Origin of the sequence: Saccharomonospora xinjiangensis XJ-54, assembly GCF_000258175.1 — a bacterium.
GTDB lineage: Bacteria > Actinomycetota > Actinomycetes > Mycobacteriales > Pseudonocardiaceae > Saccharomonospora > Saccharomonospora xinjiangensis.
The window spans coordinates 2,311,932-2,332,399 of record NZ_JH636049.1; the positions used below are offsets into that span (position 1 = coordinate 2,311,932).

The following is a 20,468-nucleotide window of genomic DNA, read 5'->3' on the forward strand; positions in this document are numbered from 1 at the left end:
CTACCCGCAGTGGTAACGCGCTACCTGAGTTATCCACACTATCCACAGACTTATCCCCAGATCGGTGGGTAACTCGCGTGCCGACGGTCACGTTTCGTTGTGTGGACCTGTGCCCCTCAACCACGAGTCACCTCGCCCTCGGACACGCGGTAGCGCACCCCGTCCAGTTCCTCGGGCACATCGGCTTCCACCGCCGCGGTCACCAGCACCTGCTCGGCCTTCGCGGCGATGTCGGCCAAGCGCGCCCTGCGCCGGGTGTCGAGTTCAGCGAACACGTCGTCGAGCAGCAGGACCGGCTCCCCACCCGGCTCGTCGCGCAGCAACTGGTACGAAGCCAACCGCACAGCCAGCGCGAACGACCACGACTCCCCGTGGCTCGCGTACCCCTTCACGGGAGCCTGCCCCAACACGAGATCGAGGTCGTCCCGATGAGGACCCACCAGGCTCACGCCCCGCTCCAGCTCGGCGTCCCTCGACTCGGCCAGAATCCGCAGCAGGACCTCCTCCAGCTCCCGCGCCGTGACCCTCGCGCCTTCCGGAGCGCCACTCCCTTCGGGCAGAGCGTCGCCGAGGCTCGACCGATAGGCGATCGACGCGGGCCGCGAGTCGGGGGCGACATCCGCGTACGCCGCTGCCAGGAAAGGCGCGAGATCGGCCACCAGGTTGAGCCGGGCCGCCAGCAGTTCGGCACCCGCCGTCGCAAGATGGCTGTCCCACACCTGAAGCGTCGAGGCGACATAGGGATCGTCCTCACCTCGTCCCCTGCGCGCGGAAGGTCTGCCGACGCTCTTCAGCAGCGCGTTCCGTTGCCGCAGAACCCGCTCGTACTCCGACCGCACCCCCGCGTACCGGGGTGCGCGCTGGACGAGCAGCTCATCGAGGAAACGCCGCCGCTCGGACGGGTCGCCACGCACGAGAGACAGGTCCTCGGGCGAGAACAACACCGTGCGAAGAACGCCGAGGACATCGCGTGGCCTGCCCACCGCACCGCGGTTGACGCGTGCCCTGTTGGCCCTTCCCGGTGCGATCTCCAACTCCACGGTCAGCTCGCGACCCTCGTTCACCACGGCCGCGCGCACCAATGCCCTGTCTCGACCGTGCCTGACCAGCGGAGCATCGGTGGCGACCCGGTGTGACGACAGTGTGGCGAGGTAGCCGACGGCTTCGAGCAGGTTCGTCTTCCCTCGCCCGTTGGGTCCGACCAGCACGGTCGGACCCGGTTCGAGCGGGAGATCGACGTACTCCCACGACCGGAAATCGGTCACCTGGAGGTGCCGCAAATACACCTAGCCGGATACCTTCTTCGTCCTGGTGGCGTGCCCGCCGAACTGTTCCCGCAGTGCGGCGACCGCGCGCATGGCCGCCGAGTCCTCCTGCCGCGACGCGAAACGCGCGAACAGGGCCGCCGAGAGCACCGGAGCCGGCACGGCGTTGTTCACCGCTTCCTCCAGTGTCCAGCGGCCTTCCCCCGAGTCCTCGACGTAGCCTTCGAGATCGTCCAGTTCCGGATCCTCGTCCAGCGCGCGGACGAGGAGTTCCAGCAGCCAGGACCGCACGACTGTGCCACGCTGCCATGCCTTGATCACCGCGGGCACGTCCCGCACGACGTCGGACGCTTCGAGCAGCTCGAATCCCTCGGCGTAGGCCTGCATCAGCCCGTACTCGATGCCGTTGTGCACCATCTTCGCGTAGTGCCCCGCACCAACTCCGCCTGCGTGGGCGAACCCCTCCTCGCGGGGTCCTTCAGGGCGGAGGGCGTCGAAGAAGGGCATCGCACGTTCGACATCGGCCTCAGCCCCACCGACCATGAGGCCGTAGCCGTTATCCCTGCCCCACACGCCGCCGGAGACACCGACGTCGAGGTAGCCGACCCCCCTGCGGCCCAGCAGTTCGGCGTTGCCCGCGTCGTCGGTGTAACGGGAGTTGCCACCGTCGATCACCAGATCGCCGTCACCGAGCAGCTCGGCAAGGTCGGCCACCGTCCGGCGGGTGGGTTCACCGGCGGGCACCATGACCCAGACCACCCTCGGTGTGGCCAGCTTCGACACCAGCTCCGCCAGCGACGAGACATCGCTGACCTCGGGATTGCGGTCGTAGCCGACGACCTCGTGGCCTGCCGACCTGAGCCGTTCCCGCATGTTGAACCCCATACGGCCGAGACCGACGAGTCCAAGCTGTGCCATTCAGATGCTCCTCTTTCCGGGTGTGCCGCTGCTCAGCCGGGAAGCCGCACCGGCATCAGCAGGTAGAGATAGCCGGGCACGACATTGCCGTCCGCATCGGCAGGCTTGATCAGCGCGGGCCGGTTCGCCGTCGTGAACGTCAACTCGGCCCTTTCGGTGTGCAAAGCTCCGAGGCCATCGGCGAGGTAGGTCGGGTTGAAGGCGATGGTCACCGAGTCGCCCTCGTAGTCAACGGGAAGCTCTTCTTCCGCACTGCCCTCGTCGTCTCCGCCTGCCGACAGTCGCAGCGAGTTTTCCGCGAACTCCAACCTGACCTGGGTGCCCCGTTCGGCGACGAGCGACACACGCTTGATCGCTTCGGCCAGCGCGGGAACGTTCAGGATCGCGCGCGACGAGTGGTCGGAGGGCAGCAACTGCCGGTACGGCGGGAACTCCGCGTCGAGCAGGCGCGTTGTGGTGAACTTGCCGCCACCGGAGAGCCCGAGCAGGCCGTCCCCCCCTGCGAGGCCGATCTGCACCGTCGTGCCCGCCGAACCGAGCGACTTGGCGGCGTCGGCGAGCGTCCGCGCCGGCACGAGGACCGCCGAGTCGGTGATGCCGTCGGTGGGCTGCCAGGTGAACTCGCGCATCGCGAGCCGGAACCGATCGGTGGCGACGAGCGTCAGGGTGCTCCCGGTGATCTCGACACGCATACCGGTGAGCATGGGAAGGGTGTCGTCCTTGCCTGCCGCGACGGCAACCTGCGCGACGGCCTGCGAGAACGCGTCACCGGTGACCTGTCCCGCGAGTTCGGGTTGAGCGGGAAGTTGCGGGTAGTCCTCCACCGGCATGGTCGGAAGGCTGAACCGGGCGTTTCCGCACGTGATGGTGGCCCGAGCGCCCTCGACCGCGATATCGACGGGCTGGGCGGGCAACGCCTTGGTGATGTCGGCCAGCAGACGGCCGGACACGAGCGTGCGCCCCCCATCGGCGATGGTCGCGGGCACCCCCACCGTCGCCGAGACTTCGTAGTCGAATCCGGACACGGTCAGTGCTTCGGCATCGCCGCCCGCATCGAGCAGGACACCACCGAGCACGGGAACGGGCGGCCTCGACGGCAGGCTACGGGCCACCCATGCGACGGCGTCGGCAAGCCCGTCGCGCTCGACGCGGATCTTCATGCGCCCATCCTTTCGACAGCCGAGCCGGTTGGAGCTCGTGAGATCGCATAACGCCGGTGGATGACTCCCGGCGAGGTTCGTAGGTCCACACGGCGCAGGGGCCGTGTCTCGCCCCCCAGTCAACACCCTGCGGCCGACAGCCACGGCCCACCGAGCGCACCGACATGTGGACTTCCACGGTAGAGCGTGCCGACTTGGGGCGTCACCTGGGGCCAGGGCTTCTCCGAGCCCGCCACGACCGCTTTGGCAGCGAGTTGTCCCCAACTTCGAGCCGAGCCTGTTTTTCTTCTTTTCTTCTCAGAGATAGAAGAAGTTCAGTCGTAGTAGTAGGGGCTGTGGATACTGTGGATAACCCCTTGTTTCCCCAGGTCACAGAGCGTATTCAACTGTGGACAACCTGTTGATGGATCTGTGGACAGTTCAGTCAACCTGTGAATGGATGAGTGCCAACAAGGAACTATCCACATGTGGATGAAGTTATCCACAGTTCTATCCACAGTTTTGGGCCGAGTTATACCCAGGTTGTCCACGGCCCACACACAGGCTCGTCACCGTATCGAGTGATCAAACCTTTGATGTGGACAGAATTGTGGGTAACCCTGTGGATGACCTGTGGAAAACCTACGGGCCACTGTGGACAACCGAGCGCTTCCCCTCGTCCACGCGTTCATCCACAGGTGTATGCCCAGCCCGCGAGGGCTGTGGATAACTCAGAAAACAAGCATCCGAGCTTTTTTCTTGGGGTGCGGCCGAGCGCGCTTCGGGCCTTCATCCCGTGCCTCCTACTCCTCCGGAGCACGCGCCCCTCGGCGCTTCTGCGCCTTCTGCACCGCCTGCACCCCCAAGGGGCCCGGTACCTTCCGCGCCTACTGCCACACGGCCAGGAGAGAGGGGCGGTCGGGGCCTGAAGAGGGCCGGAAGAGGACGAGAAGACTCGGCCTGAGGGGCTGCCTGCAACCAGCATGTGGAGCGCCGGAGCGATCTGAACGACCTGCCTGGCGCGGCTCACGCCCACGTAAATCGGCGGAAGTGTCCGTGGCGAGTGGGGCCCTCCGCGATGCGAGGTGCCGCCGGTCGGTACCGGACTCGACGCCTTCTGCGGCCTGTGGACAGGACTGCCGGGCGCCTGCCACGCGAGGAGGCCGGTGCGGGACACCGTCGCGAGACCACTGCCAGACCACTGCCAGACCACTGCGGGACACCGCCGCGAGACCTCACCCGAGTGGCCTGGCGTCACGTGAGGACGTGCCCATGGGAGTCGATGCGAGAGGGTCGGCGTGGGCGATCGCGGAGGATGACGGCCGACGTCAGACCTCAGCCAAGACCGTTTACAGGAGAAGGCGCTACGGGAATCGGAAGAAGCCGCGGTCCTGGACTGTGGGAACGTCCTCGGTCAGCGGCGTGACGTCACCGGCAAGCCCGACGTCACTGGCCAGCTCGCCCAGCGGGCACGATGCCCGAGGTCACTGGTGGGCGCGCTGCTTGATTCGGGACGTCAGCTCCTGCACCTGGTCGTAGATGCGGCGCCGCTCTGCCATCTCCTTGCGGATCTTCTTGTCCGCGTGCATCACGGTGGTGTGGTCGCGACCGCCGAAGGTCTGCCCGATGCGGGGCAGCGACATGTCGGTGAGCTCGCGACACAGATACATCGCGATCTGCCGTGCCGTTGCCAGCGCCTTGGTCTTTCCCGGCCCGCACAGATCGTCCATGGTCACATCGAAGAACTCGGCGGTTACCCGCATGATCGTCGTGGCGCTGATCTCGGGAGCCTGCGCGTCCGTGGGAATGAGGTCACGAAGGACTATCTCCGCCAACCCGACGTCAACGGGCTGCTGGTTGAGGGAGGCGAACGCGGTGACCCGGATCAGCGCGCCCTCCAGCTCACGGATGTTGGCCTCGATGCGCGCCGCGATGAACTCCAGCACCTCGCCGGGAACAGCCAGCCGGTCCTGAGCGGCTTTCTTCCGCAGGATCGCGATGCGGGTTTCGAGCTCGGGAGGCTGGATGTCGGTGATCAAACCCCACTCGAACCGCGTGCGAAGCCGTTCCTCCAGCGTTTCCAGTCGCTTCGGCGGCCGGTCGGACGACACGACGATCTGCTTGTTGGCGTTGTGCAGCGTGTTGAAGGTGTGGAAGAACTCCTCCTGGGTTCCTTCCTTGCCCTCCAGGAACTGGATGTCGTCAACCAGCAGGATGTCGATGTCGCGATACCGGCGCTGGAATGCCACCTTGCGGTCGTCGCGCAGTGAGTTGATGAAGTCGTTGGTGAACTCCTCCGTCGAGACGTAGCGCACCCGCATACCGGGGAACAGTCGTTGCGCGTAGTGTCCGACCGCGTGCAGGAGGTGGGTCTTGCCCAAACCGGACTCGCCCCACACGAACAACGGGTTGTAGGCCCTCGCCGGTGCCTCGGCCACGGCGACGGCCGCCGCGTGAGCGAACCGGTTCGACGCGCCGATGACGAACGTGTCGAACGTGTACTTCTCGTTGAGCCGGGTCTTCGACGTCTGAGGCTGGGCAGGAGCGGTGTACGGCTGCCCAGCGATGGGCTGACCGGAGAAGGTCGGCCAAATCTCGTGCACCGCGGCGAGTGCCTCGCCTTCCTCGTCAACTTCCTCGTCGCCGTCCTCGCCTTCGGCGGAAGGCTTGGGATGCTGAGACGGTGGCTGTGGCGGCCCTCCGCCAGGGCGCAACGGTGGATGCGCCGACGGCATCGTCGGCGGGTGGGACCGGTGAGGCAACCCGGGAATCCGGGGCTCGACCGTCTCGGCCCTCGGCCTGATCGCCGGGATGATGATCGTGTCCTCGCCCGAAGGCAGGGGCGGGCGATCGGGGGACGCACCGACGGGCCTCGGCCCGTATCGACTTGCCGGCGCAGGCAGCACGGGCGAACCCGGCGGCGCGGACGGCGTCTGGCCGGAGGGTGCGAGCGGAGGAGGCGGCGCGCTCTCGGTGGTGTCAACCTTCACAGCGAGGGACACCTCACGGCCGAGGTGCCGGGAGAGTGCGGAGGTGATGGGTTCGCGCAACGCGCGCTCGATGGCTTCCTTCGCGAAGTCGCTCGGAGCGGCCAGCAGGGCCGTTCCGTCGAGGAGGCCGATGGGGCGGGTGACCCTCATCCATGCGCGTTGCTGCGGGGACAGCGTTCCGTCGGAGAGTTCTGCGACAACCTGCTCCCAGACAACAGCCAGATTCAGCTGATGCTCAGACACGCTGCTCCGCTCCCCTCCCCTCGACCCTTCTCTCCTCGACGGCTCGGCGGAGCGTCACGGTAGGTCGGTGTGGCCACCCGCGCAGCAGGTATCCACAGAGTTGTCCACAACTTTTGCACCAATGTACGCCCGACCCGCGCACCCTCCGTCCTGCGGGATCATGCTTACGGCCTGGAACGCATCTCGCACTCCCACGACGCCGATCAAGCGCCCCCGGTGGCCGCCGGAGTCCGAGAAGGGGCACGCTAACAAGCCGCACGCGATGCCACAAGGCGTGCGCGACGGCAAGGAAATCACGGGCTTCGGCGTGTCGCCAGCCGTGTTCAGCGAACGGGTGACACTGTGTCTCCCGTCTCGTCAGGCGAGGTTGTTCACACAGTTCTCCGGCGCTGTGTCGCGGAACTTGGGAAGCCGTGTCGTCCCCTTCGTGCCCGCGTCTTCGCCGCTGCCTCGATCCCGCGGCCCACGAAAGACGCAGAGTTGAGATCGGCCGCAGGCGTATTTCTCCCGCGCACCCCGAGGCCGGTCCCCGGGCGCAGCCGCGTCCCCCTGTCGTGGTGGATGACGGAGAACCTTCGTGAGACAGGGGGCGGTGTCGCAGGCCAGGTGGCCGATGCGTACCCTCGTAAGGTCTACCGCCGACAGCGGCGCCCTTCGGCCTGCCCACCTTGTGAGTGCCGGGTGCGAGTCGGGCTGCCTCGTCGCGGTGGCACACCGACGACCGATCGCCGCAAGACCAGGAGAACGACTGCCGTGAGCAAGGGCAAGCGCACCTTCCAGCCGAACAACCGTCGTCGCGCGCGGACTCATGGGTTCCGGCTCCGGATGCGGACCCGCGCGGGCCGCGCCATCCTGGCGGCCCGCCGTCGCAAGGGCCGTAACCGGCTCTCCGCCTGATTACGTCACAGCCTGCGACGACGGGGCGCGGCGTGCTACCAGCCGACGCTCGTCTGCGGCGTAGCGACGAGTTCCGTGCCGTGATGCGGGGCGGCGTCCGTGCAGGGCGCCGCCGTTTGGTGTTGCACGTGCTCCTCTCGGATGAGGGGAGCAGCAAGGCCGGCTTCGTCGTGAGCAAGGCTGTGGGCAACTCTGTCGTCCGTCACCGGGTTCTGCGGCGACTCCGGCACCTCGTCGCGCAAAGGCTCGGAACCTTACCCGAAGGCAGTGCGTTGGTCGTTCGGGCACTACCTGCGGCCGCCACCGCGTCGAGCGCGGAGCTCGGCGCGGACCTCGACGCGGCGCTGCGGCGGCTGGGACTGTCGTCCCTCCGCGACAACACTGGATCAACGGCGTGAACGAAGACCACCCGGCCTGCACTCACCAGGCCGACGAGCACGACACCGCCGCGCCAGCCCGGCCGACGCCGGTGGCGTGGGTCCTGCTGCTGCCGATCCGCTTCTATCGCAAGGCGATCTCCCCGTACCTTCCCCCGATGTGCCGGTTCTATCCGAGCTGTAGCACCTACGCGGCCGAAGCCCTCACTCGCTTCGGAGCCGCCCGCGGCACGTACCTCGCCGTGCGCCGGTTGCTGCGCTGCGGACCGTGGACCCCACCGGGACGTGACCCGGTTCCCGAGAAGTTCAGCTTCCGGTACCAAGGCCCTGGTATGTCTACCGAGGAGTAGCTCTAGTGCTCGACTTCATCTACTACCCTGTGTCGTTCATCCTCTGGGTGTGGCACAAGGTCTTCGGTTTCGTCTTCGGTGAAGACAACGCCATCGCCTGGATTCTGGGCATCGTCTTCCTGACCTTCACGGTGCGAGGGCTGCTCTTCAAGCCGTTCGTGAAGCAGGTGCGGTCGATGAAGAAGATGCAGGACTTCGCGCCTGAGGTCAAAAAGATCCAGAAGAAGTACGCGAACGACCGGCAGCGTCAGGCGATGGAGATGCAGAAGCTCCAGAAGGAGCACGGCGTCAACCCGCTCGGCAGCTGCCTGCCCATGTTGCTCCAGATCCCGGTCTTCATCGGTCTGAACTGGGTGCTGCGGAACTTCCGCCCCGGCGGGCAGTCCAACTACTTCTTCGACGCCGACGACGTCGCGTCCTACGTCGATGCGCAGATCTTCGGTGTCAACCTCGGCGACGCCATCAACCACCTCGGGATGATGGGCGGCAGTGGCGAGCCGGGCTGGCACTGGGACGTCGCGCCCGTCGCCGTGCCGCTGATGATCGTGGCGAGTATCGCGACGCACTTCACCGCCCGCCACTCCGTGTCGAGGCAGAACCCGGCTTCGGCGACGCAGCAGACCGCGGTGATGAACAAGCTGACGCTGTACATCTTCCCCGCCGGTGTGCTCGTCTTCGGTGCCTTCTTCCCCATCGGTCTGTTGATCTACTGGCTTGCCAACAACATGTGGACCCTCGGACAGCAGCGGTTCGTCTACACGCGGATCGACAAGGAAGAGGAAGCCAAGAAGGAAGCCGCCAAGGAGAAGCGGGACACCCTCGCGCCGAAGCCGGGTCAGAAGCCTCAGGCCGGTCAGAAGCCGAGGCCGGGTCAGAAGCCCGCGCAGAAGCAGGCCCCCAAGCAAACGCCGAAGTCGGCCCCGAAATCGGCACAGTCCAAGCAGCAGGACTCCAGCGACAACACCAAGAACGGCAAGTCCCCGAAGAGCGACGGCAACAGCGTGCGTGGTGGCGCCTGGGCCAAGAACGGCGGGAATCAGCAGAAACCCGCGGGCGGTCAGGGCAAGAAGTCGCAGGGACGCAAGCGGCGCTGACTCGGGGCGGGAAGGAGAGACGACATGTCCGATACGGCCGAGGTGGTCGGAGCGGGAGAGAGTGACACCGCCTCCGCGGCGGCGAACGACGCGACCGACAACGAGGACCTGCTCGTCCGCGAGGGCGACATCGCAGGCGACTACCTTGAGCGGCTGCTCGACATCCTCGACTACGACGGCGACATCGACCTCGACGTCGAGGCGGGTCGCGCGGTGGTGAGCATCGACGGTGGCGACGATCTCGACAAGCTGGTCGGCCCGCGAGGCACGGTGCTGGAGGCGCTCCAGGAACTCACCCGGCTCGCTGTGCAGCAGGAGACCGGTACGCGAAGCAGGCTGATGCTGGACATCGCGGGCTGGAGGGCCGCTCGCAGGGAGGAACTGCGGGAGCTCGGTCGGTCCACGGCCGAGTCGGTGCGCGACTCCGGTGAGAGCATCCGACTCCAGCCGATGACGCCCTTCGAGCGCAAGATCGTGCACGATGCCGTGGCGACGGTGGACGGTGTCACGAGCGAGAGCGAGGGCGAGGAACCGAAGCGCAGGGTTGTCGTGCTGCCCGAGTAACGGCGGCCACCGCGTCAAAGGAAACGGCCCGTCAGGCGAGACCTGGCGGGCCGTTTCGCGTTTCACGTGAAACACCGACCGTGCGCGTGGCGATGCTCAACGCGTCGGGGACAATCGAGCCTGTTTCACGTGAAACGGTTGCCCGGAGGAGTGTCATTGCAGTCAGAAGGCTCAGAAGGTGTCGAGTCCCCGGTTCCCCAAGCCGCGCGACTCGTCTTCGGGGATCACCTGCCGGTCGCTGCGGAGTTCGTCTCACTGCTCGCCTCACACGGAGTCGAGCGCGGATTGATCGGACCGCGGGAGGTAGATCGGCTGTGGGACCGCCACGTGCTGAACTCGGCGGTGCTCGGCGAGCACATTCCGCAAGGGCGCCGGGTCATCGATGTGGGTTCCGGAGCGGGCTTCCCCGGAATACCTCTCGCGATCGCGCGGCCGGATCTCGATATTGTTCTTCTCGAACCGATGGCTCGCCGGGTCGAGTGGCTCACCGAGGTGGCTGACACGCTCGGCCTCCCGGTGACTGTCGAGCGTGGCCGCGCGGAGGAGAAGGTGGTGCGACACCGGATCGACGTCGCCGACGTCGTGACCGCTCGCGCGGTCGCCCCGTTGGCCCGGCTTGCCGAGTGGTGTCTGCCGCTCGTCCGTCCCTCCGGAACGCTCCTCGCATTGAAGGGACAAAGCGCAGCAGAGGAGATCGAACGGGATCGCTCCGCCGTCCGCAGGGCAGGGGGCGGCGAGCCGAGGATCAGACGGTGCGGTGCGGGAGTTCTGGAGACGCCCACCACCGTGGTTGCCATCGAACGGGTGGAGTCGGGGCCGCCCGGAGTTGCGCGGAAACGCGGACGCAAGAAGCACTGAGAGGATTGGCTCAGCGAATGACGACCAGTACGGAGCGGCGGATGTTCCACGTGAAACAGTGCGGCGCGACGGCGGCACGGGGTGATGCGCGGTGAGCACCTCCCCCAACGCCGGTCTCGGAGGCACGCCGATCGCGGAGGAAGCGCTGCGCGCTGCGCGTGTCCTCCATCCCGATGCGAACTTCATGCCACGGCCCACTCGTCGGCGTGTGATCGGGGTGGCGAACCAGAAGGGCGGGGTCGGTAAGACGACCAGCACCGTCAACCTCGCCGCAGGACTTGCCCTCCACGGTGTGCGAACACTGGTGATCGACCTCGACCCGCAGGGCAACGCGAGTACGGCGCTTGACGTGGACCATCGCTCGGGCACGCCGTCGGTCTACGAGCTGCTGCTCGGCGAGGTGTCGTTGGTCGATGCGGTACAGGCGAGCACTCAGTCGGAGAACCTGCTCTGTGTTCCCGCGACGATCGATCTCGCCGGCGCCGAGATCGAACTCGTCTCCATGGCGCAGCGCGAGTCCCGGCTCAAGGAGGCGCTCACCAGGGAAGCCCTTGACGCGCTCGGGGTGGACTACGTCTTCATCGACTGTCCGCCCTCGCTGGGTCTGCTGACCGTCAACGCGCTGGTGGCCGCACATGAGGTGCTCATCCCGATTCAGTGCGAGTACTACGCGCTGGAAGGTCTTGGGCAGTTGCTGAACAACATCGACCTGGTGCAGCGCCACCTGAATCAGTCGCTCCGTGTCTCGACGATCCTGCTGACGATGTACGACGGACGTACGAAGCTGGCCGACCAAGTGACGCAGGAGGTTCGCAGGCACTTCGGTGACGTCGTGCTGAAGACGATCATTCCCCGGAGTGTGAAGGTGTCGGAGGCGCCGGGCTACGGCCAGACCGTGCTGGCCTACGACCCGGGATCTCGCGGAGCGATGAGTTACCTTGACGCGGCGCGCGAGGTCGCCGAGCGTGGATCGAGCAGGGAGCGACGACAATGAATGAGCGTAGAGGGGGCCTCGGCCGCGGCCTTGCCGCGTTGATTCCCACGGGACCGGCCGACTCTGGTGGCGAGATGCCGGAACCGGACACCAACGGTACGTCGAAGCCGACTGCCGACACGGGCTGGTTCGCGGCCAACGGTGCCGTGTCCGCCAAGCCCGGTGAGGTCGCCGGTGCGGTGTACCGCGAGGTGCCCGTCGAGTCGGTGAAGCCGAACCCGAAGCAGCCGAGGCAGGTCTTCGACCAGGATGCGCTGGCGGAGCTCGAACACTCGATCCGCGAGTTCGGGCTCATGCAGCCCATCGTGGTCAGGCAACTCACCCATAACGAGTATGAACTCGTCATGGGTGAGCGCCGATTGCGAGCGGCGCAGCAGGCCGGCCTCGACGCGATCCCCGCGATTGTCCGCAGTACGGCGGACGAGGCGATGTTGCGGGACGCCTTGCTGGAGAACATTCATCGGGTGCAGCTGAACCCGCTTGAGGAGGCTGCGGCATATCAGCAGCTCCTCGACGAGTTCGGCGTGACACACGAGGAACTGGCCTCCCGCATCGGCAGGAGTCGTCCGGTCATCACCAACACGATCCGGCTGCTGCGGCTGCCTCTCCCCGTGCAACGCAGGGTGGCGGCCGGTGTGCTATCCGCGGGACACGCCAGGGCACTGCTCTCGCTGGAGGACGCGGACCGCCAGGAGGATCTGGCCGCTCGCATCGTGGCGGAGGGGCTTTCGGTGCGGGCGACGGAGGAAGCCGTCACGCTCGCCAAGAGCGAGACGAAACCGAAGCCCAAGAAGGCAGCCCGCAAGCCGATGGCGATGCCCGGTGTGGACGCCCTCGCGGAACGGCTGTCCGATGCGTTCGACACCCGGGTGAAGGTGGACGTGGGTCGCCGCAAGGGCAGGATCGTTGTGGAGTTCGGTTCGGTGGACGATCTCGAACGCATTGTCGCCCTGATGACAGCGAAATAAGGCAAATCGGACACTGTAAGCGGATGACTGATGACACCAGGTCATTACGTCACGGTGACGGTTCGATCGGCTGGTGCTCAGGGGCGTGGCGGGATCAACTGCCACGCCCCTGAGCGGCGAGCCTGGAATGCCACCGTCGTCTTGCGGATCGACACGGCGTGCAGCTGATCGGCTATGGGCCCGGCCGATCAGCTCCCCCGCACAACCGCCCGCTGAACGAGATCGGCGAACACCTCGCCGAGCGAACTGCCTGCCGCCTCGAACGCCATCGGGACGGTGGAGGTCTCGGTGAGCCCGGGCGAGGAGTTCACCTCGAGGAAGTGAACGGTGCCGTCCTCGGCCACGATCGCGTCGGTGCGGGAGATGTCGCGGAGGCCGAGCAGGGAGTGGGCGCGGACGGCGAGTTCCCGCACCGCGTCGGCCTCGTCGTCGGAAAGCCTCGCGGGTGCGAAGAAGTCGGTGAGTCCGGCCGTGTAGCGGGCGGTGTAGTCGTAGACGCCGCCCTCGGGAACGATCTCCACCGGAGGCAACGCCTGCGGGCCGCCGTCCCGCTCGACAACGGCAACGGCCACCTCGACGCCGTCCACGAACCGTTCGGCGAGCACCGTGTCGCCGTACGCGAAGCAACCCACCATCGCGGCAGGCAGATCGGCGGCGTCGCGCACAACCTGGGCACCCAGTGCGGAACCACCCTGGTCGGGCTTGAGAATCAGCGGGAGACCGAGCCGCTCCACCATCGCGTCGAGTACGGGTTGCGCGCCGAGTTCCCTGAACGTGCTGTGTGGCAGGGCCACCCACTCCGGCGTCGCGAAACCCGCGTTCTCGATCAGAGCCTTGGCGATCGGCTTGTCCCACGCCTTGCGGCAGCCACGGGAACTGGTTCCGACGAACGGCACGCCCAGCATCTCCAGAACGGTCTGCACCGACCCGTTCTCCCCTTCGCCGCCGTGCAGGGCGATGACGGCCGCGTCCGGCTTCTCCTGCCTCAACCGGTCCAGCAGCCCCGCGTCGGTGTCCCACTCCCGAACCATGAGGCCCTGATCGCGCAAGGCGACGGACAGTCGGCGGCCGGACCGCAGCGAGACCTCTCGCTCGTGTGACAACCCGCCGGCGAGAACGGCGACAGTACCCTCGGCCAACGCGGAACTCCTCGTGATCTGTGAACGTGAAGGTGTGATCGGCGCCGCTGGACCGCGGCGGACGTCAGGCCGTGTCGGGACCGGGGAACTGTGGACCGGACACGGCGCGGGTGGTCACGTTACCGAAGGTGCGCATGAGCTCCATCTCGGACTCGAGCACCCCGGCGAGCCTGCGAACACCCTCGCGGATGCGTTCGGGAGTCGGGTAGCAATACGAAAGCCGCATCTGCCTGCTGCCGAAACCGTCGGCGTAGAAGCCCGTGCCCGAGGCGTACGCGACGCGGGCCGTGACGGCCCTCGGCAGCATCGCCTTGGTGTCCACACCGAACGGCACGGTCACCCACACGTAGAAGCCGCCGTCGGGCCTCGTCCACGTGCTTCCCGCAGGCATGTGTTGCTCCAGTGCGGACAGCATGGCGTCGCGGCGCTCGCGGTAGTTCTCCCTGAAGGTCTTGATCTGGCCTTTCCAGTCGTGCGTGGCGAGGTACTTTGACACGATGAGCTGGTTCAACGTCGGCGGGCACAGTGTCGCCGACTCGGCCGCGAGGACCAGCTTCTCGCGCACGGCGTGCGGCGCGAGAACCCACCCGACCCGCAGGCCTGACGCGAACGTTTTGGAGAACGATCCCAGGTACACGACGTTGTCGGGCGCCATCGAACGCAGCGAAGGATAGGTCTGTCCGTCGAAGCCCAGCAGGCCGTACGGGTTGTCCTCGATGATCAGAACGTCGTGCTCGGCGCAGATCTCGACGATCTCCGCACGGCGCTCGACCGATAGCGTCACGCCTGCGGGGTTGTGGAAGTTCGGGATGGTGTAGAGGCATTTGACGCGCTGTCCCCGCGACTTGGCCGCGGCGAGCGCCTCGCGCAGGTTGTCGGGCACCAGCCCGTCGTCGTCCATGGCGACGTGCACGACTTTCGCCTGGTAGGCGGCGAACGAGCCGAGGGCGCCGACATACGACGGCCCTTCGGCGAGGACGACGTCGCCGGGGTCGCAGAACAGGCGGGTCACCATATCCAGACCCATCTGGGAGCCGACGGTGACGACGATGTCGTCGGGGTGCGCCGTGATGCCCTCCATGGCCATCACCTCGCAGATCTGCTCTCGCAGCACCGGAACACCCTGCGCGGAGCCGTACTGGAGCGCGACGAGCCCGTCCTCTGCGATCAGCTCCGCCATCTGGGTCGAGAGCGAGTCGAGCGGGAGCGCGGCGAGGTTGGGCATGCCGCCCGCCAGTGACACGACCTCCGGACGGCTGGCCACCGCGAACAGTGCCCTGATTTCCGAGGCCGTCATCCCCGCGGTGCGCGCGGCATAGCGGTCGATGTGCGGGTCGAGGTTCTGCCTGCTGGGCTCGAAGCCCTGCCGTACCGGTTCCGGCGACTGGGAGGAAGTCATAGACACATCGCTTCCGCTTCGCGAAGGTTGCAGTGGAGTGGGGCGTCCCTGCTGAAGGCGTGACCCGAGTGTAACTTCAGTCCCTCGTCGGTCTCCGGGCTTGGCGGGGCTTCTCACAGAGCCATATGCTCGTGCGGGGCTGTCGGCGGTCGCCACCGTGTGGGCGTTCGGTGATCGACCACAGGTGATGATTCTTCGTGGGGAGGTTCCGTGTCGCGACACCTCGTCGGCGTCACGCTGGACAACCTTGAGCAGCTTCCGCGCAAGTGCAGGCGTTGCGTGTATTGGGAGGTCGCTCCACATCTGAAGGAGCAGGCCGAGGAGTTCGGCGAGACCGAGGTGGAGAAGGAAGCCTGGGTGTCGTCCGTGCTGCTCGAATGGGGTTCGTGCGGCCGGATCATCTACAGCGGTGACATCCCGGTGGGCTTCGTGCTGTACGCGCCGCCGAACGCGGTGCCGAGGGCGAATGCCTTCCCCACCTCACCCGCGAGCCCTGACGCCGTGTTGCTGACGGCGTTCCACGTGCTGCCCGAGTTCCGTGGCAGTGGCCTCGGGCGCGCTCTCGTTCAGGCCGTCGTCGCCGATCTCACAGGGCGTGGCGTGCGGGCCGTCGAATCGTTCGGCGACGCGGCTCCGGACAGCGCCGATGACGACCACGTCTGTGTCGTTCCCGCAGCCTTCCTGCGCAGTGTCGGCTTCAAAACCGTGCGCCCGCACCCTCGTTGGCCGAGGCTGCGGCTGGAGTTGCGAGCCGGTATCTCGTGGAAGGCCGACGTCGAAGCCGCGTTGGAGAAGCTGCTCGGGCAGGTCAGCGTGACCACCGCTGAGCCGAGCGCCGTTCGGGCATAGTTATACACAACCTGTGGATAACTTGCCGAGTTATCCACAGGTTGTCCACAGGGCGGTAGCCGGGGTTCGCTGTGTGTTACTCCGTTTTGAGCAGTTCGTGCGCCAGGACGTCGGCGAACGTGAAGGTGCCCGTGGGCTGGTCGTTCTCCCCGAGCAGGTACAGCCGCTTCACGGCGATGAGGATTCCTTCGGCCACCACGTCGCGGAACGCCGGATCGGACATGCGTTGCCGGTCCTGGTCGTTGGTGAGATATCCGATCTCCATGCGAACGGCAGGGCAGCGGGTCCTGGTGAAGATGTCCCACGTCTTCGGGTGGGTGCGGCAGTCGAGCATGCCCGTGCGGGCCGCGATCTCCCTCTGGATGTAGCCGGCCAGCAACTCGCCGACCGTGGAGGTCGTGCCGTTGCCCGTGCCGAAGTGGAAACTCGCCACTCCCTGCGCGCGAGGAGACCGGTTGCCGTCGCAGTGCAGCGAGAGGAACAGGTCCGCACCAGCCTCGTTGGCGAACTGGGCTCGCTGCAACTCCGAAGGGCTGTGATCGGGCCCGCGCGAGATCAACGCCTCCATGCCGGTGGCCTTCATACGGCCTTCCAGCCTGCGGGCAAGATCCCAGACGATGGTGGACTCGTGCACGCCTCCGACCGAAACACCCAGGTCAGGACCACCGTGGCCGGGGTCGATCACGATGCGCTTGCCCCGCAGCCGGGGCCCCGCCCTTCGTAGATGTTCCTGTTCGCGCAGGAAGACCGGCCGGCCACCACGCGCGCGCGGCGACAACTGCCGCAACGCCCGCACGGTCGCCGGTCCACAGATGCCGTCCGTCGTCAGACCGTAGTCGCGCTGGAAGTTCTTGAGCGCCTTCTCGGTCTGCGGACCGAACCCTCCGTCGGGCCGCCCCGCGTCGTACCCCAGCTCGGTCAGCCGCTCCTGCAACGCGAAGACGTCGTCGCCGTGAACCGGCGAGGAGACCAGGTACGCCAGCGGCCTGCTGCCGAGGTGGTAGGTGGAGCCGCGTAGCGCCCGGTAGGTGGCAGGGCCCACCACCCCGTCCGTGATGAGCCCGCGCTGTTGCTGGAAGGCCCGAACCGCGTGTTCGACCGCGAGGTCGAAGAACGATCCGTGTCCGTTCGCCTCGTCGCTGGAGGGAAGGAGTTCCAGCGTGGACAGCATGGACCTGATCTCGGCGACTTCCGGACCGGTGTCGCCGCGGCGGAGTACCCGCATGCACTCCTCGCTATTCGTTGGGCACGTAGTGCGCTCGTGATTCGTCGTGCAGATTCTGGTCGGCCGGGGGCCTTGCTACTCCATTGTGCCGTGCGGACGGAGCGTGAGGACGAAGGGCTATGCCGCCGCTTCCCCCACACGGATGGCCCAACGAAAGAAAACCCGGGAGCGCCACCGAATGGGCGCATCCCGGGTTCTCGAATCTCCGGCCGTCGCCTGCTTTCGCGAGGTGCGACGGCCGTGATGTCACTGCAACACGTCGGCCAGGTCGGAGAGCAGCGCGGCCTTGGGCTTCGCGCCGACGATCTGCTTCACCGGCTTACCACCCTTGAACAGGATCATGGTCGGGATCGACATGACCTGGTAGTCCCTCGCCGTGTTCGGGTTGGCGTCGGTGTCGAGCTTGGCGATACGCAGCTTGTCGCCGTGCTCGGCCGCGATCTCCTCCAACACCGGTGCGACCATCTTGCAGGGTCCGCACCAGGTCGCCCAGAAGTCCACGAGCACCGGCTTGTCGTGCATCAGCACCTCGTCGGCGAATGTGGAATCGGTCACGTTGACCGTGTTCGTCATCTTCTCTCCTGTCGTGGTTCGACCGGGTCAGTTGGCGCGAGTGGCGTATCCGCCACCCACGAGTTCGGGGCTTTCGTGTGCCTGTGCGACGTCCGCGTGCTCGGCGAGCCAGCGTTCCGCGTCGATGGCGGCCGAGCAGCCGGAACCCGCTGCGGTGATGGCCTGCCGGTAGGTGTGGTCCACCAGGTCGCCAGCGGCGAACACACCGTCGAGGTTCGTGTACGACGTGCGGCCCTCGGTCAGGACGTAGCCGTTGTCGTCGAGATCCACCTGACCGCGTACCAATTCGCTGCGCGGGTCGTGGCCGATCGCGAGGAAGAAGCCGGTGACGTCGAGAGTGGACTCCTCGCCCGACACGGTGTCGCGGAGCTTGACCCCGGTCACCTTCCCATCGCCGAGAACCTCGGTAACCTGCGAGTTCAGCTGCCACCGGATCTTCTCGTTAGCGCGGGCCCGCTCCAACATGATCTTCGACGCCCTGAACTCCTCGCGGCGGTGGATGACGGTGACACTGCGGGCGAACTTCGTGAGGAAGGTCGCCTCCTCCATCGCGGAGTCCCCGCCGCCGACCACCGCGATGTCCTGGTCGCGGAAGAAGAAGCCGTCGCAGGTGGCGCAGGACGAGACGCCATGGCCCAGCAGGCGCTGCTCACCAGGAATACCGAGATACCGAGGCGCGGCACCCATGGCGAGGACGACGGCGCGCGCCGCGTACCGCGTGCCGTGGGCGGTGACGTACTTCACCGTGCCGGTGAGGTCGAGCTCCTCGACGTCCTCCTGGCGGAGCTCCGCGCCGAACGTCTTGGCCTGCTCCCGCATTTCCTCCATGAGGTCGGGGCCCTGGATGCCGGAGCGGAACCCCGGGTAGTTCTCCACCTCGGTGGTCGTCATCAGCGCGCCGCCGTACTGGGTTCCCTCGAACACCAGCGGCTGAAGCTGCGCTCGTGCCGCGTAGACCGCGGCCGTGTAACCGGCGGGGCCGGACCCCACGACGATGAGGTTTCGGATGTCTTCGGTCACCTGCGCCCTCCGCTTCGACTCCGCCACAGCGAACGAATCACTGTAGCCGGATCAATGCCTACATCCGGCTCAACAGCATCGTAGGCGCGACTGTTCCCGGCTCAGCGACCGGCGGAGAGCGCAGGCGACCTTCGGGCGGCGTTCAACCCCGCCCCACGGTCTCGTCCATCAGCAGCCCGGGGTTGCCCTCCCCGCAGTCCGGTGCGAGCGCCAGCAGCCGAAGCTGTCCCAGTTTGCCTGTGGTGAGCAGGACCACGAGTGCGTCGTCGCCGTCGATGGTGACGGGCCGGAAACCGACCGGCTGCACCGAGGGATCGACGCCGTTGGCCGCGAGGCACGCGCTGAGCCGTTGCTGATCACCCAGCGGGCCGAAATCACGGGCTCCGCTGATCTCTCCCACCGCTGCGGAGAGGTTTCCGCTGTCCACAGCGAGCGGAGGCGCCTCCCCCGCTACGGACGACTTCGGAGGCTGTGGAGGTTGAGCCAGGTCACCGCCCTGCTTCTCATCCATGCCGGGAACCACTACGAGTACCGCGGCGACCACGGCGGCGGCCGCGGTCAGCAGCCCCGCGCCCCAGCCCAGTCGCTTGTTCCTCCTGCGGCGCGCCGCGTCGAGGCTCACGACGTCGGATTCCTCCGGCCGTGACAGCGGCGTTCCCTGTCCCGGTGAAGTCTGCGGTGATGCCTGTGCCGTCCCCCGATCCGGCGCCTGCGCCGCCTGCGCTGTCCCCTGCCGTTCCAGTTCGAGTGCCGCGTCGATCCGGCTCGCCACATCGGCAGGCATTGGCTCGACGTCCAGCGACGCGAATCCGGAGAGGTCGGTCGTGGTGGACTCCAGCGCCTCGATGATGGCCCGAGCGTCGGGGTCTGCGTTCACGCGCGGCCACAACTCCGCCGCCTGCTGCTCGTCCAGCACGCCGGCGTGCAGGTCGGCGAGCACGTCAACAGACCATGGGGGACCGACGAGCCCGCCACGCCCCCTGCTCTCGTCCGTCATCGTCCCTCCCCGTGTTTGCTTTCGTGAGTTGGGACGTCACCCTCGTTGCCGGGGTTCCGCAGATGACCAAGAAGTTTCGCGAGCTTCGCCCTGCCTCTGGCGCATCGGCTCTTCACGGTTCCTTGCGCGATGCCGAGCAACTGCGCCGTCTCAGCGACGGAATACCCCTCGACGTCAACCAACACGATAGGCAGCCGCTGTTCTTCCGGCAGTTCAGCGAGTGCGTCCTTGATGACGAGTCGCGTCTCGCGCTCCGCCATCGAGTCGCGCGGCACGGCGGGTTCCTGGTGGGAGGTGTCCGGCAACGGCACCGAGGGGCGAGCCTGCCTGCGCCTCACCCTGTCGAGGCAGGCGTTGACCACGATGCGGTGAAGCCAGGTGGTCACTTGCGACTCGGCCCTGAAGTTCGACGCGGCGCGGAAGGCGGAGATGAAGGCGTCCTGGAGTGCGTCGGCGGCTTCCTCCGGATCGCGGACTGTGCGCAGGGCCACAGCCCACATCCTGTCCCGATGTCGGCGGACCAGCTCGTTGAAGGCGTGAGGATCTCCAGCCGCGTGCGCGGCTATCAGATCGGCGTCCGTGGGCGCTGCTGCGGTCACCCGGCAGAGC

The 20,468-nt window shown here is 66.9% G+C and carries 20 protein-coding genes; 9 read left to right on the forward strand and 11 right to left on the reverse strand.

Annotation, left to right across the window (positions count from 1 at the left end):
- Nucleotides 1-116: 116 nt before the first annotated feature.
- The 4 genes from recF to dnaA form a co-directional block, all read right to left on the reverse strand.
- On the reverse strand, nt 117-1,286 hold the full coding sequence (gene recF, locus SACXIDRAFT_RS10110; RefSeq protein WP_006238458.1) for a DNA replication/repair protein RecF: 1,170 nt from the start codon (nt 1,284-1,286) through the stop codon (nt 117-119).
- The gene (gnd, locus tag SACXIDRAFT_RS10115; protein WP_006238459.1) at nt 1,287-2,183 is read right to left on the reverse strand and encodes a phosphogluconate dehydrogenase (NAD(+)-dependent, decarboxylating); all 897 of its coding nucleotides are present in this window, start codon (nt 2,181-2,183) and stop codon (nt 1,287-1,289) included.
- Between the two features lie 32 nt (nt 2,184-2,215).
- Complete coding sequence (gene dnaN / locus SACXIDRAFT_RS10120; RefSeq protein ID WP_006238460.1) at nt 2,216-3,343, reverse strand: DNA polymerase III subunit beta; 1,128 nt, start codon at nt 3,341-3,343, stop codon at nt 2,216-2,218.
- Nucleotides 3,344-4,806: 1,463 nt separating this feature from the next.
- The gene (gene dnaA / locus SACXIDRAFT_RS10125; protein ID WP_006238462.1) at nt 4,807-6,555 is read right to left on the reverse strand and encodes a chromosomal replication initiator protein DnaA; all 1,749 of its coding nucleotides are present in this window, start codon (nt 6,553-6,555) and stop codon (nt 4,807-4,809) included.
- Between the two features lie 753 nt (nt 6,556-7,308).
- On the opposite strand from dnaA, the gene rpmH reads away from it, so the two are divergent.
- The 8 genes from rpmH (at nt 7,309) to SACXIDRAFT_RS10160 (ending at nt 12,657) form a co-directional block, all read left to right on the forward strand.
- Nucleotides 7,309-7,452 (forward strand): 50S ribosomal protein L34, encoded by a 144-nt coding sequence (gene rpmH / locus SACXIDRAFT_RS22390; RefSeq protein WP_005467123.1) that lies wholly within the window; start codon nt 7,309-7,311, stop codon nt 7,450-7,452.
- 32 nt (nt 7,453-7,484) lie between these two features.
- The gene (gene rnpA / locus SACXIDRAFT_RS10130) at nt 7,485-7,850 is read left to right on the forward strand and encodes a ribonuclease P protein component (protein ID WP_083840099.1); all 366 of its coding nucleotides are present in this window, start codon (nt 7,485-7,487) and stop codon (nt 7,848-7,850) included.
- The gene (gene yidD / locus SACXIDRAFT_RS10135; protein ID WP_006238464.1) at nt 7,847-8,179 is read left to right on the forward strand and encodes a membrane protein insertion efficiency factor YidD; all 333 of its coding nucleotides are present in this window, start codon (nt 7,847-7,849) and stop codon (nt 8,177-8,179) included. Before rnpA ends, yidD begins: the two co-directional genes overlap by 4 nt.
- Before the next feature lie 5 nt (nt 8,180-8,184).
- Nucleotides 8,185-9,273 carry a membrane protein insertase YidC gene (gene yidC, locus SACXIDRAFT_RS10140; RefSeq protein WP_006238465.1) on the forward strand — a complete coding sequence of 363 codons (1,089 nt, stop codon included), beginning with the start codon at nt 8,185-8,187 and terminating at the stop codon, nt 9,271-9,273.
- Between the two features lie 24 nt (nt 9,274-9,297).
- Nucleotides 9,298-9,837, forward strand: a complete 540-nt coding sequence (locus SACXIDRAFT_RS10145) for a Jag family protein (protein WP_006238466.1) — start codon at nt 9,298-9,300, stop codon at nt 9,835-9,837.
- Between the two features lie 156 nt (nt 9,838-9,993).
- On the forward strand, nt 9,994-10,695 hold the full coding sequence (gene rsmG / locus SACXIDRAFT_RS10150) for a 16S rRNA (guanine(527)-N(7))-methyltransferase RsmG (RefSeq protein WP_006238467.1): 702 nt from the start codon (nt 9,994-9,996) through the stop codon (nt 10,693-10,695).
- Nucleotides 10,696-10,786: 91 nt separating this feature from the next.
- Nucleotides 10,787-11,689: a ParA family protein gene (locus SACXIDRAFT_RS10155; RefSeq protein ID WP_006238468.1), complete on the forward strand. Its 903-nt coding sequence runs from the start codon at nt 10,787-10,789 to the stop codon at nt 11,687-11,689.
- A complete protein-coding gene (locus SACXIDRAFT_RS10160; protein ID WP_006238469.1) occupies nt 11,686-12,657 on the forward strand; it encodes a ParB/RepB/Spo0J family partition protein in 972 nt (323 codons plus the stop codon). Before SACXIDRAFT_RS10155 ends, SACXIDRAFT_RS10160 begins: the two co-directional genes overlap by 4 nt.
- A 188-nt stretch (nt 12,658-12,845) precedes the next feature.
- Here SACXIDRAFT_RS10160 and SACXIDRAFT_RS10165 read toward each other — a convergent pair whose 3' ends face one another.
- Entirely contained in the window at nt 12,846-13,796 is a 951-nt protein-coding gene (locus SACXIDRAFT_RS10165; RefSeq protein ID WP_006238470.1) for a D-alanine--D-alanine ligase family protein, read from the reverse strand.
- Between the two features lie 64 nt (nt 13,797-13,860).
- Nucleotides 13,861-15,195 carry an aminotransferase-like domain-containing protein gene (locus SACXIDRAFT_RS10170; protein WP_006238471.1) on the reverse strand — a complete coding sequence of 445 codons (1,335 nt, stop codon included), beginning with the start codon at nt 15,193-15,195 and terminating at the stop codon, nt 13,861-13,863.
- 210 nt (nt 15,196-15,405) lie between these two features.
- Between SACXIDRAFT_RS10170 and SACXIDRAFT_RS10175 the strand changes: the two genes are divergently transcribed.
- Complete coding sequence (locus tag SACXIDRAFT_RS10175; protein WP_006238473.1) at nt 15,406-16,044, forward strand: GNAT family N-acetyltransferase; 639 nt, start codon at nt 15,406-15,408, stop codon at nt 16,042-16,044.
- A gap of 76 nt (nt 16,045-16,120) precedes the next feature.
- Here the strand turns inward: SACXIDRAFT_RS10175 and SACXIDRAFT_RS10180 are convergent, their stop codons facing one another.
- The 5 genes from SACXIDRAFT_RS10180 to sigM form a co-directional block, all read right to left on the reverse strand.
- Nucleotides 16,121-17,269, reverse strand: coding sequence for an N-acetylmuramoyl-L-alanine amidase (locus tag SACXIDRAFT_RS10180; RefSeq protein ID WP_006238474.1), 1,149 nt, complete (start codon nt 17,267-17,269; stop codon nt 16,121-16,123).
- Between the two features lie 246 nt (nt 17,270-17,515).
- A complete protein-coding gene (trxA, locus tag SACXIDRAFT_RS10185) occupies nt 17,516-17,842 on the reverse strand; it encodes a thioredoxin (RefSeq protein ID WP_006238475.1) in 327 nt (108 codons plus the stop codon).
- A gap of 27 nt (nt 17,843-17,869) precedes the next feature.
- Nucleotides 17,870-18,862, reverse strand: a complete 993-nt coding sequence (gene trxB / locus SACXIDRAFT_RS10190; protein WP_006238476.1) for a thioredoxin-disulfide reductase — start codon at nt 18,860-18,862, stop codon at nt 17,870-17,872.
- A gap of 142 nt (nt 18,863-19,004) precedes the next feature.
- Nucleotides 19,005-19,859, reverse strand: coding sequence for an RsmA family anti-sigma factor (locus tag SACXIDRAFT_RS10195; RefSeq protein WP_006238477.1), 855 nt, complete (start codon nt 19,857-19,859; stop codon nt 19,005-19,007).
- Complete coding sequence (gene sigM / locus SACXIDRAFT_RS10200; RefSeq protein ID WP_040922118.1) at nt 19,856-20,458, reverse strand: RNA polymerase sigma factor SigM; 603 nt, start codon at nt 20,456-20,458, stop codon at nt 19,856-19,858. The genes SACXIDRAFT_RS10195 and sigM overlap by 4 nt, the downstream gene beginning before the upstream one ends.
- Nucleotides 20,459-20,468 lie beyond the last annotated feature (10 nt).